This is a genomic window from Brevibacillus sp. NPDC058079 (genome assembly GCF_042885155.1).
Classification (GTDB): Bacteria; Bacillota; Bacilli; order Brevibacillales; family Brevibacillaceae; genus Brevibacillus.
Genome location: NZ_JBHVSO010000003.1, coordinates 138728 through 150850 on the forward strand (window position 1 = coordinate 138728; position 12123 = coordinate 150850).

The window sequence follows — 12123 nt, forward strand, 5'->3', positions numbered from 1 at the left end:
ATAACAGACAAAAACGGCCCTCAAAGCCGTTTTTCTAACGCCCGCCCGGCCCCAAAAAACGAGACAAAAAAGATCATACGCAATCATTTTTTTGTGGAGCTCGTTTCAGGCCGGGCAAGGCCTCAGGCTCTTTGCAAGCAGAAGCTTTTTTCCATTGTAGCGCAAACACAATCCGATGTCTAATCCGCGAGCATACCCGACTGTTACAGGGATAGCGGAGAGGAAGCAAGATCCTCTGCTGGGATTTGCAAAGTAAATCCCGTCGCCTCTTCCTCTTGCATGGCAGCTTGCGGTACAGCTAGCTCGAGTACCTCAGTAACAGTTGACACTGGTATGATTTCGATCCCCTTCATGTCGGCAAAAATGCTTTGCCAGTTTTCCTGTGGAATGAGGACTCTGGTCGCTCCCGCTTGTTTGGCGGCCTCCACCTTCGCGACTACACCCCCAACTGGCTTTACCTTCCCATGAATACTCACTTCGCCAGTCATGGCCAGTAAATTATCGACAGGCTGATCCAAAATCGCCGAGTAGATCGCTGTAGCAATGGTAATGCCAGCAGAAGGCCCGTCGACAGGGATGCCTCCCGGAAAATTGATATGCAGATCGTAATCGTACGGGCGTACGCCCATTCTGTTTAGGACAGTCAAAACGTTTTCGATCGAACCTTTTGCCATCGACTTCCGTCGGATCGTCCGGCTACGGCTGCCCATCTCCTCTTCCTCAGCCATTCCTGTCATCGCCATTCGACCTTGACCAGGAACAGCGGTGGGTGAAGCAGTCACTTCAAGCTCCATCACACTGCCCATGTTCGGACCGTACACAGCAAGACCGTTGACCAATCCGACCTGCGGTGTATCATGCACCTGTTTTTCTGGACGAGGCGATTTTTGACTGCTGTGCATCACCCATTCCACATCGGCAGCCTGGATGTCTTGGCGTTCTTCCGTCAAGGCAATTCCAGCAGCAATTTGCAGCGTATTGATCGCTTCACGTCCATTGGTCGCGTAGCGCTCGATCACAGAAACTGCGCCGTCTTCTATATTCATATTCATTTTAGGCACGGCCGTACGCACGATACTCCCAATTTCTCCAGCCTTTAATGGGCGGAAAAAGATTTCCAGGCAACGGGAACGAAGCGCAGGAGGCAGTTCTTCTGGCAACCTCGTAGTCGCTCCAACCAGACGGAAATCAGCGGGTAAACCGTATTTGAAAACGTCATGAATATGCGAAGGAATTTGGTTATTTTCCTCGCTGTAGTAAGCACTCTCTAGCATGACTTTGCGGTCTTCGAGAACCTTTAGTAACTTATTCATCTGCACAGGATGAAGTTCCCCTATTTCATCAAGAAAAAGCATGCCACCGTGCGCTTTTGTCACAGCGCCTGGCTTTGGCTGCGGAATCCCCGCCTGTCCAAGCGAGCCTGCTCCTTGATAAATAGGATCATGTACAGAACCGATTAACGGGTCAGCAATCCCGCGCTCATCAAAACGAGCAATCGTCGCATCGATTTCAATAAACTTGGCATCAGAAGAAAACGGCGATAGCTGATTTTTCTTCGCTTCTTCCAGCACGACCCTAGCCGCTGCGGTCTTGCCTACACCAGGCGGCCCATAAATAATGACATGCTGTGGGTTGGGACCACACAAAGCGGCACGCAACGCACGAAGCCCATCTTCTTGTCCTACAATTTCTTCCAAAGTCGCTGGTCTTGTTCTCTCTGACAGAGGTTCCGTCAACGCAACCATTCTCATTTTACGAATGGAATCAAGATCCTTGCGCGATTCCTTTTCGGTTGAGGTTTTCGTGTTTCTCTGCGCTCGCAGCAAGTTCCAAAAGTAGGTGCCGATCACGATACCAACAACCACTTCAATGACAGCAATGACCAATGTCGTATAGTCCATATGCAGTCCCTCCCATGCGTCTTCGCTTGCGGTCAGCTTTTGTCCCCCGAAGAGAGGGAACACGTTCATGACCGTTTTGTGCATATGTAAAGCTTCTCTTGAACGATATCAAGTAGTATTGCCCCGCAAACGTAGACGTAAACCAACAACAAAAAAACCACCTCGCTTATCACGAGATGGTTTGTGTAGACAATGCTTATGCTGTTTCTTCGTGCAATTCCTGGCCTTCTTTGGTCAACAGTTGTGGCTTCACTTTGTCGCGAACCGTTTCTTCGGTAATCACGCACTTGTTGACGTCTTCTCTGGAAGGAAGCTCATACATCATGTCGAGCATGATTTGTTCGATAATCGCACGCAGTCCACGCGCACCAGTGTTGCGCTTAATCGCTTCTTTGGCGATTTGCATGAGCGCACCGTTATCGAACTCCAGCTCAACACCGTCGAGACTCAACAGTTTTTGGTACTGTTTCACCAAAGAGTTTTTCGGCTCTGTCAGGATACGCACGAGCGTCTCCTCATCCAGCGGCTCCAAGGTAGCAAGCACTGGCAAACGACCGACGAACTCCGGAATCAGACCAAATTTCAGCAGGTCTTCCGGCAAAATGTATTTCAGGTATTCTCCGGCTTTCAGATCGCCTTTTACGCCATCGCCGAAGTCTGCACCGAAACCGATGACTTTTTTACCCAAACGACGCTTGATAATCTGCTCGACGCCATCAAATGCACCACCGCAGATGAACAAAATGTTCGACGTGTCGATTTGGATGAACTCTTGATGAGGATGCTTGCGTCCGCCTTGTGGTGGAACACTCGCAACAGTACCCTCTAAAATTTTCAAAAGCGCTTGTTGAACGCCTTCACCAGATACATCACGCGTGATGGATGGGTTTTCCGATTTACGGGCTACCTTATCAATCTCGTCGATGTAAATGATTCCTTTTTCAGCCTTCTCAACATCATAGTCAGCAGCCTGGATGAGCTTGAGCAAGATGTTTTCAACGTCTTCGCCCACATAGCCTGCTTCTGTCAGAGAAGTTGCGTCCGCAATCGCGAAAGGTACATTCAGAATGCGCGCCAATGTTTGCGCGAGCAACGTTTTCCCGCTACCAGTCGGACCAATCAGCATGATGTTGGATTTTTGCAGCTCCACATCCTCGATCTTCGCCCCGGAATTAATCCGTTTGTAGTGGTTGTACACCGCTACAGACAAGGACTTCTTCGCCATATCTTGACCAATGACATAGTCGTCCAAGATTTTGCGAATTTCCACTGGCTTTGGAATTTCTTTCATATCGATTTCTTCTTCAGTGCCCAGTTCTTCCTGTACAATTTCATTGCACAGTTCGATACATTCGTCACAAATGTAAACACCAGGACCAGCTACCAGCTTGCGCACCTGTTCCTGGGACTTGCCGCAGAAGGAACACTTCAGTTGGCCTTTGTCGTCGTTAAACTTAAACATGCGCTTCACCTCACAACGGGTCAGTTTTTGCGTTCGATAATAGAGTCAATCAATCCGTAGGCCTTTGCTTCTTCTGCGCTCATGAAATTGTCGCGGTCTGTATCTTGCTCTACGCGTTCATAAGGCTGACCTGTCCGCTCAGACAAAATCTCATTCAGCTGGCGCTTCGTTTTCATAATCCATTCCGCATGAATGCGGATGTCTTCTGCTTGCCCACGCACACCACCGAGCGGTTGGTGAATCATTACTTCGGCATTTGGCAGAGCGAAGCGCTTGCCTTTTGCACCAGCAGCCAACAGGAACGCACCCATGCTGGCAGCCATGCCCACACAAATCGTGGACACATCTGGTTTGATGTACTGCATGGTGTCATAGATGGCCATTCCTGCTGTAACAGAACCACCTGGAGAGTTTATGTATAGCGATATGTCTTTGTCCGGATCTTCTGCCTGCAAGAAAAGCAGCTGAGCGACAACCAGATTGGCGATTTCATCATCAATCTCGGTGCCCAAGAGAATAATCCGGTCTTTCAGGAGGCGCGAGTAAATATCGTAGGAGCGCTCGCCCCTGCTTGTTTGCTCGATGACCATAGGGATTAGCATTATGTATTTTCCTCCTTTGCCGAAAAAAGTCAATGGTGGAAAAACAAGGCACGATACACTCGTGCCTTGTGGTCTTGACAGTCAGCGTCAGGGTTAGCCTGCCCACTGACCAATCATGCGTTCTTCTAAGCTTATGCTGTTACTTTGCTTTCTGCAACCAGCAAATCTACTGTTTTGCGAGTTTGCACATCGCGGTACAGAGCAACCATGCCATCTTGTGCAGAGAAGATTTTGCGCAGCTCATCAGCTGGGCGGCCGTATACGCCAGCCAGTTTATCCAGTTCTGCGTTTACGTCCTCTTCTGTTGCTTCGATGTTTTCTGCTTTGCCGATTGCTTCCAAAGTCAAGGAAGTGCGAACGCGGGATGTTGCGTCTGCACGCAATTGATCACGCAGTTGGCTCTCATCCATGCCAGAGAACTGGTAGTACAGTTCCAGAGTCATGCCTTGGTATTGCAGACGTTGACCAAATTCATTTACCATTTGATCCAATTCATGCTCAACCATTACTGCTGGCAGATCGATTTCAGCGCTTTCAGCTGCTTTCAGAACGAGCTGCTCACGAACATATTGATCTTTTTCTTGCGCTGTTTTTTCTTCGAGTTTTTTCTTGGTGTCTGCTTTCAGCTCTTCCAGCGTGTCGAACTCGCTCACGTCTTTGGCAAACTCATCATCCAAAGTAGGCAGGTTTTTGCGCTTCAGGCTGTTCAGCTTCACTTGGAATACCGCTTCTTTACCAGCGAGGTTAGGAGAGTGGTACTCTTCAGGGAAAGTTACGGTAATTTCTTTTTCTTCGCCGATGTTCAAGCCAGCTAGTTGCTCTTCGAACCCTGCGATGAAAGTACCGGAACCCAGTTCCAGAGAGTAATCTTCTGCTTTACCGCCTTCGAAAGCTACTCCGTCTTGGAAGCCTTCGAAATCGATTACAGCGATATCGCCTGTTTGTGCTGCGCCCTCTTCTACTGCTACCAGCTCAGCATGACGCTCTTGCATACGCTTCAGTTCAGCGTCAACGCTCTCTTCAGTTACAGAGAAGTCTTTTTCTTCGATAGACAGACCTTTGTAGTCGCCCAGCTTCACTTCAGGCTTCACAGTTACAGTCGCTTTGAAGATCAGGTTTTTCCCTTGTTCCATTTGCGTTACGTCTACTTCTGGACGATCTACTGGCTCGATACCAGCTTCACGAACAGCTTGTCCGTATGCAGTTGGAAGCAGAATGTCAAGAGCGTCTTGGTACAGAGATTCTACACCAAAACGGGATTCGAACATTTTGCGTGGTACTTTTCCTTTACGGAATCCTGGAACTTGAACTTTTTGAACCACTTTTTTAAACGCTTGATCCAATGCTGCGTCTACTTGCGTAGCATCTACTTCAATCGTCAGGACTCCCTGGTTATTCTCTACCTTTTCCCAATTTGCTGCCACGTAAACTTCCCCTCCTAAATCGAATAACAGAACATCGCCAGCCGCGCCATGGTATCTTCGCAGGCTCGGATGATAATATTCTAGCCATTATAACCATTCTAGTATAGCACAAATCTTTTAGTTTTCAAGAAGACCTCATTGGTCGACGAACAGAATAGTTCCCTCCCAATTGTGAAACCGGGTTGCCTAAATGATCATAAAACGCCACGGATATGTAAACTTCTGTCGGGCTCGTTCCTGTCTCTTCTAAAAGAGCATATGTCGGTACGTGAAAACCGCGCGGCATTTGCAGGCTGCCCGGATTCAGAAACAAGATGTCTCTCTCTACGCCACAGACAGGTACATGAGAGTGACCGAATACGACTACATTTGCTCCGACCTCTTCTGCACGGTAATGAAGGCGCAGAAGAGAGCCTTTCACTCCGAAAAGATGCCCGTGCGTTTGCAGGATGTGAAGTTCGCGCCATTCGGTCTCTTGCTCAGTCGGCACCTCTTGTGTCGAATCGCAATTGCCTCGGACAAGCGTCATGTTGGAAAACGGCTCGCGCTGATGGTCGACACAAAAATCGCCACAATGCAATATTTTTTCGACATGATGTCGGTTGACGACCTGGCTTACTTCCCGAACCAAGCCGTGGCTATCGCTCATGATGAGAATTCCCATCACGCCTCACTCTCCTGTTTTCTCTCTTGTCTACTTGATGATTTCAAGCAGTTGCTGCATGGCACGAGCACGGTGGCTGATCTGGTTCTTTTCTTCTGGCATGAGTTCGGCCATCATTTTGTCCATCGAAGGGATGTGAAATACCGGATCGTATCCAAAGCCGTTTGTCCCTTTTGGCTCACGCGCGATCACACCCTCACATGCGCCAGTGGCAATGATTGGCTCTTCGCCTGGAATCACCAATGCCAACGTACAACGGAAGCGAGCAGTGCGTTCCTGTGTCGACACTTCTTCCAGCTCTTTCAACAATTTACGCCAATTCTGCTCGTCTGTTGCATCTTCCCCGGCAAAGCGTGCGGAGTAAACACCAGGGCGTCCTTCCAGCGCATCTACTTCCAGCCCTGAATCGTCACCGAGGGCTGGCATGTTCAAATATGTAGAGATTTCGATTGCTTTTTTCAGCGCGTTTCCTTCGAAGGTGTCCTTGTCTTCTACTACCTCAGGCACACCATCAAATTCAACGAGGCTAATTCCTTCCCAGCCTGCCTCTGCGAACAGCCTGTTGAATTCTTTCACTTTTCCCTGGTTACGTGTTGCAAGAACGACTTTTTTTCGATTAGGCATGACTTTCCTCCGCTACTGATTGTGCAAAAGAGAGCGAAACATCAGCGAGCGCCTCTTTTTGACTGTTAATCAAGTTGTCAATGCCGACTTTTGCAAGGGCAATCATTTCTTGTAGCTGTTCAGGAGAAAACGGTGCATCCTCCCCTGTTCCTTGCAGCTCGACAAACTTTCCTTTTCCTGTCATGACGACATTCATGTCGACAATCGCTGTAGAATCTTCTTTGTAGTTGAGATCGAGCACTGCTTCCTCGCCAACTACCCCTACTGAGGTCGCTGCCAGGAAGTCGTTGAGCGGCAATTGTTTCCATGTGCCACCATCCACAAGCTTTTGCATCGCGTCTACCATTGCCACGAAGGCTCCGGTAATCGAAGCTGTCCGTGTACCTCCGTCTGCCTGGATGACATCGCAATCCAACCAAATAGTGCGTTCACCCATTGCTTCAAGGTTCACGACGGAGCGCAGAGCACGTCCGATCAGACGCTGAATCTCCATTGTACGTCCACCGACTTTTCCTTTGGACGACTCACGCGCGTTGCGGGTCGCTGTTGCTCGGGGAAGCATGGAATACTCGGCTGTGATCCAGCCCTTCCCGCCACCACGCATAAAAGGCGGTACCCGGTCCTCCAAAGTCGCTGTACAAATCACCTTTGTGTCTCCGACTTCAATCAGGCACGATCCTTCTGCGTGTTTAATGTAATTGCGCGTAATGGTTACAGGGCGCAATTGATCATGGGCACGGCCATCCACTCTCATTCCAAGTTCCTCCTAAATCGCTTTGTTACACTCCGCTCATTATACCAGAGGCGGGAAACGATCTGCCACTGCACAAACGCCTCTTCCTTATTTACGTTAATTGCAAATATTCTTGTCACTTCCTCCATGCTACCAGCAGCTACGCTTGCAGCAAACAATTGGCGAACAAAAACCACGCTCGTTATTACGGGCGTGGCTCGTTCATTACATCTGTATGGGATTGAGTTGAACTGGGCGGCTCACTGGCTTGGTGAACTCGCCACTGGCTAGCGGTTTTCCTTCCACCAGCAGCTGCACTTGCTTGGCTCCTGTCGTTTCTGTCAATGACAAGACGAGCGATTGCAGGGCTTCTGGGCTCGCTTCCTTGCCATCGTCATACTTGAGGATGTCACTGCTCAAATTGACCGTCACCAAATCTTTTTCCTGCTTCACATTCAGAACACGTGTCGTACGCAGCAAGGAACTAAAGAGCTGAGATCCTTGTTTCGGTCCTTTGATCAACTCTTCAACGGTTGCCTTGGCGATGTCAGCCGTTTCAGGAACCAGGCGAGTGACTGGGACATAATACGTACGTGTATCATCCAGCTGTCCTTGGAAATAAACCGTTACGCTGGAGGTATCTCCTGGTACCGCCCCATCGCCCAGTTCGAGATTGACTCCTTGATTCCGGTCTAAAAGCGTTATGGGTGTTTTGGCTGCTGGCATTTCCGTCAACGGCGTTCCATTCACCCAAATTTGCACAGTCTTGACGTTGCTAAACTCCGTCAACGCCCGGGTGACTGCATCGACAATTTTCTTCTCGTCTTTCTCCTCGTACGTTTTGAAGTCTTTGGAAAAATCGACAGTGGCTACGCCGTTTTTGATGACAAGTCCTTTTACTTCTGTCCCTTTCGGCAAGACAGCGGAGAAGCCACCCTGGAGCATGCTGTCTACCGGACCACCTTTTACCATGTAGCTCAATACTTGTTTGGCAGGACCTTCTGATTTCGGAAGAGTCATCGAGACAGGAACGATATATCCGTTAGCATCCTGCAAGTACACCATTCTCTCTCCAGTCTCCTGAACGACCGATTGTGCACCTTCTTTTGCAGCATCCGGGGACGGCGTGCCGTTTGGCAAATCCACTGATACCTCTGACTGTGGCGGTGCATCAATACTAATCGTTCCCTTTTCCGGGCCAAAGAGACCGCAGCCCGACAAAAGCACTGCGCTAACCCCCAGCACGGCCGTCATTTTCCCGATGTGCCTTATCTTCATTTCCCCAGCCTCCTCCAGACACTTTGTACTACCATGTATACGAGCTAGGCTTGGGTTTATGCGTTGAAAGTTTGTCTCGACAGACAAGGTCTTCCATCAGGGCTGGACGGATTTTTCCAATGAGTTGTGCTGGACGTTTACTTTGCAATCCAGCCATTCTTCTGCAATGGTCCGGAATTTGTGGGCGTCCCCACTCGTCACAAACAGATGTTCCGGGCGCTCTATTTGCTTACTTTCGGCGTCCGTCGCAATTTGCAGGGACAATTCTCGCGCTGTCTCTTCTGCGGAGTTAATCAAGCGTACTCGATCTCCCATCACTTCCGAAATGACTGGTGCTAGCAACGGATAGTGTGTACAGCCCAAAATTAACGTGTCCAAATCTTCGTGCAAGAACGGGGCGAGCGTTTCTTTTACGACTCTTCTTGCTTCCTCCGAGTTCGCCATGTGGCTCTCCACTAGTGGCACAAATGCGGGACAAGCCATGCCTGCGACGTACAAATCCGGTTGAATCCGTAAAAGCGCACGCTCATACGCCTTGGTACGTATGGTCGTTTCCGTCCCGATGACACCGACCCTTCCGTTTTTCGTCACTTGAACAGCCGCGCGTGCGCCTGGTTCAATCACCCCAATGACGGGCAGCGGCAAATCCTCCATCGCTTCCTCCAGCACGACGGCAGTCGCAGTATTACAGGCGATCACCAATGCTTTTAACGGTGTACGCATCACATAATCGATCATTTGAAAGCTGTAGGTACGAATCTCTTCCGGCGATTTGGAGCCATACGGACAACGGGCATTATCGCCTACATAAACAATCCGTTCTTCGGGTAGCTGACGCATGACTTCCTTCGCAACAGTTAATCCTCCCACTCCTGAATCAATAACGGCAATCGCTCGTTCTCTACTCATGCTAATGTGTCTCCCCTGTTGAAATGAATATAGTACAGCATACCACTCAAACATTTGTGCTACTACCATATGCCGAGATGAAATTTCTTGTACTCCGCAAATGTCGCACCTTCTCTAGGCGCCTTTCATAATGTGGGGAGAGATGATGTGCCCACGAGGAGGAGAATCTTTTGGTAGAAGAAGCCAAGAATTTACTGGACTGGAGCCAATGGGGCCGACAATGGATCGAGCATTTGCGTAGACATAAGACCCTCAACCGAGAACTCGAACGGCATCTGCACAAATTCGAAGAATCATTTACAGTGATCGGAAGGCAAGCATCGAAGCTTGGTTCAACACAAGAAAGCGACGAGCTCCCTGCTCTCGTCACTCGGGCAGAACAGGTGCAGGAGCAATTCCATCACTTTTTACGACTGGCTCAGTTGAGTGAAGATGAGCATTTGGAAGTAGAGGTGCGGGAACCTGTTCAGGAATCAATAAATGCACAGCCAGCGCTGGCGGAAGAAGTACTAGTGCCTGTAGTGCCAGAACCCGTATCCTACCCCGGTGCACGCGAGCCAGTCCGTGCAGCACGCCCCGTGGCTGTCGGCCGACATACCCTCCCTCCGCTCCCTTATGCCTACAACGCATTGGAGCCGTACATCGATGAAGCTACCATGCAAATCCATCACAACAAACTGCATCAAAAGTATGTAGACGATCTTAATACAGCAGAACGGAAGCTAGCAGAGGCTCGAGAAAGTGGCAACTTCGATCTCATACGCCATTGGGAACGCGAGCTAGCCTTTAATGGGGCCGGTCATTACTTGCACACTATCTTTTGGCCATCCATGAGTCCAAATGGAGGTGGCACTCCCTCTGGTGATCTTGCAGCGGCAATCAATCGGTATTTCGGTTTGTATGACGCCTTTAAGAGACAATTTAGTCAGGCGGCAGAAAAGGTAGAAGGTCCTGGGTGGGCGATCCTCGTTTGGTCCCCGCGAGCACATCATCTGGAGATTCTTACAGCCGAAAAGCACCAGAACCTGTCACAATGGGATGTGATTCCGCTACTGGCTCTGGACGTATGGGAGCATGCCTATTTCCTGGCGTATCAAAACCAGCGAGACAAGTATGTAGAAAACTGGTGGAATATCGTCAACTGGCCATATGTGGAAGAGCGATTCGAAAAAGCACGAAAACTGCGCTGGGAGCCATATTGACTTGTATCTCCTCTTCATAGACAAACCCCCTCGTCATCCCAAATGGCAGGAATAAGAGGGGGGTTTTTGCTTGCAAAACTTATTCGTTATACGGGACAAATTCGATTTTTTGCACCTTGATCGGATTTTGGATGGGCTTCGCATTCTCATCTGTTTTCTGGGCAGCGATCTTGTCTACCACTTCCATCCCGGCAAATACATGACCAAAAACAGTGTGGCGATTGTCGAGGTAAGCTCGTCCGCCAATTTCTTTATACTTCGCTTCTGCGTTCAACGGCAGCGCCGACAAATCGAGATACTCCTGATCTACCTTGGGGCTTTGTACAATGTAGAAATGGGTGCTGTTCGTATTAGGTCCAGCGTTCCCCATACTGAGCGCTCCTCTGAAGTTGAACAGATCCCGGCTAAACTCGTCTTCAAACGACTCGCCGTAAATACTCGGCAGCTCCTTGCCATCCGGCCCTTTCAAATCTCCCGCCTGAATCATGAAATCGTTGATCACACGGTGAAAAATCATATTGTTGTACTGCCCTTTTTTCGCCAATGTCTTAAAGTTTTCCACCGCTTTTGGTGCTTTGTTCGGGAACAGTCTCAGCTTGATCACACCTGAATCAGTCGTGATCACGCATATTTCTTCGCCTTTGCGTGGCTTCTCCAACTGAAACAGCTTCACATCTGACACATCGATGCCAGAGTCCTGCCAAATGACACCCCACGCCTTCCAGTTCACCGGGTCTGTCCCCAATCTGGCCAAGCCGAGATAATCCGTTTTTTCAATGGCCTTGTTATCTGCGGTATACCCGACGTATTTGAATTTCACAATCGCGCGGTAGTTATTATAAGCGTCCTCCTTCGTGACGGTGTACAGCTTGTCTACTTTTGCTTCGATCACCTGAATGTTCTTGTATTGCGCCAATCCTTCCATATAGGTTTTCATCGCAAAATTCGTCAAGGAATCATCTGCTACCAGCTTTGCTACCTCAGCAGGATTGGATCGTTGCTTCACCAAGGACGCTATGATATCATTCACTTCCTGCTTATCTCCCCCATGCGGGCGGAACTGGTTGACCTGAACTTCGTTACGATAATCATGAATAGCGTTTGCAGCAGCATGTTGGACAAAGGTCGGACTCAGTAACGGGATCGCAATACTTGCAACGACTGCCAGAGATACGAGTTTCTTCATTTTTTCCGCCCCCACTAAATTAGAAGATTTTTACACAAGAATAGTATAGCGTAATCTGATTTCAATTGACGATAATATTTTTAATATTCAGTTATCGTAATTGTGTGTATGTAGCTTGTCATCTATCCCTTTCAGATC

Annotated in this window: 11 protein-coding genes; 1 reads left to right on the plus strand and 10 read right to left on the minus strand. The window is 49.1% G+C overall.

All coding sequences use genetic code 11. The features are described 5' to 3' along the window. Window positions 1-203 precede the first annotated feature (203 nt). From lonB to racE, 9 genes are all read right to left on the minus strand, one after another. Window positions 204-1901 carry an ATP-dependent protease LonB gene (gene lonB, locus ACFVS2_RS10940; RefSeq protein WP_390234504.1) on the minus strand — a complete coding sequence of 566 codons (1698 nt, stop codon included), beginning with the start codon at window positions 1899-1901 and terminating at the stop codon, window positions 204-206. Between the two features lie 196 nt (window positions 1902-2097). After that, window positions 2098-3363 (minus strand): ATP-dependent protease ATP-binding subunit ClpX, encoded by a 1266-nt coding sequence (gene clpX / locus ACFVS2_RS10945; protein ID WP_007722243.1) that lies wholly within the window; start codon window positions 3361-3363, stop codon window positions 2098-2100. A gap of 20 nt (window positions 3364-3383) precedes the next feature. Continuing rightward, a complete protein-coding gene (gene clpP, locus ACFVS2_RS10950) occupies window positions 3384-3965 on the minus strand; it encodes an ATP-dependent Clp endopeptidase proteolytic subunit ClpP (protein ID WP_007722241.1) in 582 nt (193 codons plus the stop codon). A gap of 131 nt (window positions 3966-4096) precedes the next feature. Next, window positions 4097-5389 carry a trigger factor gene (gene tig, locus ACFVS2_RS10955; RefSeq protein ID WP_007722239.1) on the minus strand — a complete coding sequence of 431 codons (1293 nt, stop codon included), beginning with the start codon at window positions 5387-5389 and terminating at the stop codon, window positions 4097-4099. A gap of 124 nt (window positions 5390-5513) precedes the next feature. Then, window positions 5514-6053 carry a metallophosphoesterase family protein gene (locus tag ACFVS2_RS10960; protein WP_390234505.1) on the minus strand — a complete coding sequence of 180 codons (540 nt, stop codon included), beginning with the start codon at window positions 6051-6053 and terminating at the stop codon, window positions 5514-5516. A gap of 30 nt (window positions 6054-6083) precedes the next feature. Continuing rightward, window positions 6084-6677 carry an XTP/dITP diphosphatase gene (locus ACFVS2_RS10965; protein ID WP_390233696.1) on the minus strand — a complete coding sequence of 198 codons (594 nt, stop codon included), beginning with the start codon at window positions 6675-6677 and terminating at the stop codon, window positions 6084-6086. Then, window positions 6670-7431 carry a ribonuclease PH gene (gene rph, locus ACFVS2_RS10970; protein ID WP_173618971.1) on the minus strand — a complete coding sequence of 254 codons (762 nt, stop codon included), beginning with the start codon at window positions 7429-7431 and terminating at the stop codon, window positions 6670-6672. Before rph ends, ACFVS2_RS10965 begins: the two co-directional genes overlap by 8 nt. Before the next feature lie 204 nt (window positions 7432-7635). After that, complete coding sequence (locus tag ACFVS2_RS10975) at window positions 7636-8688, minus strand: GerMN domain-containing protein (RefSeq protein WP_390233699.1); 1053 nt, start codon at window positions 8686-8688, stop codon at window positions 7636-7638. A 96-nt stretch (window positions 8689-8784) separates the two neighbouring features. Continuing rightward, the gene (gene racE / locus ACFVS2_RS10980) at window positions 8785-9597 is read right to left on the minus strand and encodes a glutamate racemase (RefSeq protein WP_173618973.1); all 813 of its coding nucleotides are present in this window, start codon (window positions 9595-9597) and stop codon (window positions 8785-8787) included. Between the two features lie 170 nt (window positions 9598-9767). On the opposite strand from racE, the gene ACFVS2_RS10985 reads away from it, so the two are divergent. Further along, on the plus strand, window positions 9768-10799 hold the full coding sequence (locus tag ACFVS2_RS10985; RefSeq protein ID WP_390233701.1) for a superoxide dismutase: 1032 nt from the start codon (window positions 9768-9770) through the stop codon (window positions 10797-10799). 79 nt (window positions 10800-10878) lie between these two features. Here the strand turns inward: ACFVS2_RS10985 and ACFVS2_RS10990 are convergent, their stop codons facing one another. Beyond that, a complete protein-coding gene (locus ACFVS2_RS10990) occupies window positions 10879-11985 on the minus strand; it encodes a peptidylprolyl isomerase (RefSeq protein ID WP_390233703.1) in 1107 nt (368 codons plus the stop codon). Window positions 11986-12123: the final 138 nt, after the last annotated feature.

Bases quoted from the DNA above. Each gene is read 5' to 3' on its own strand.
- rph (WP_173618971.1), bottom strand. From the start codon at position 7,431: ATGAGAGTGGATGGCCGTGCCCATGATCAATTGCGCCCTGTAACCATT.
- lonB (WP_390234504.1), bottom strand. From the start codon at position 1,901: ATGGACTATACGACATTGGTCATTGCTGTCATTGAAGTGGTTGTTGGT.
- clpX (WP_007722243.1), bottom strand. From the start codon at position 3,363: ATGTTTAAGTTTAACGACGACAAAGGCCAACTGAAGTGTTCCTTCTGC.
- ACFVS2_RS10990 (WP_390233703.1), bottom strand. From the start codon at position 11,985: ATGAAGAAACTCGTATCTCTGGCAGTCGTTGCAAGTATTGCGATCCCG.
- ACFVS2_RS10960 (WP_390234505.1), bottom strand. From the start codon at position 6,053: ATGGGAATTCTCATCATGAGCGATAGCCACGGCTTGGTTCGGGAAGTA.
- ACFVS2_RS10965 (WP_390233696.1), bottom strand. From the start codon at position 6,677: ATGCCTAATCGAAAAAAAGTCGTTCTTGCAACACGTAACCAGGGAAAA.
- racE (WP_173618973.1), bottom strand. From the start codon at position 9,597: ATGAGTAGAGAACGAGCGATTGCCGTTATTGATTCAGGAGTGGGAGGA.
- clpP (WP_007722241.1), bottom strand. From the start codon at position 3,965: ATGCTAATCCCTATGGTCATCGAGCAAACAAGCAGGGGCGAGCGCTCC.
- ACFVS2_RS10975 (WP_390233699.1), bottom strand. From the start codon at position 8,688: ATGAAGATAAGGCACATCGGGAAAATGACGGCCGTGCTGGGGGTTAGC.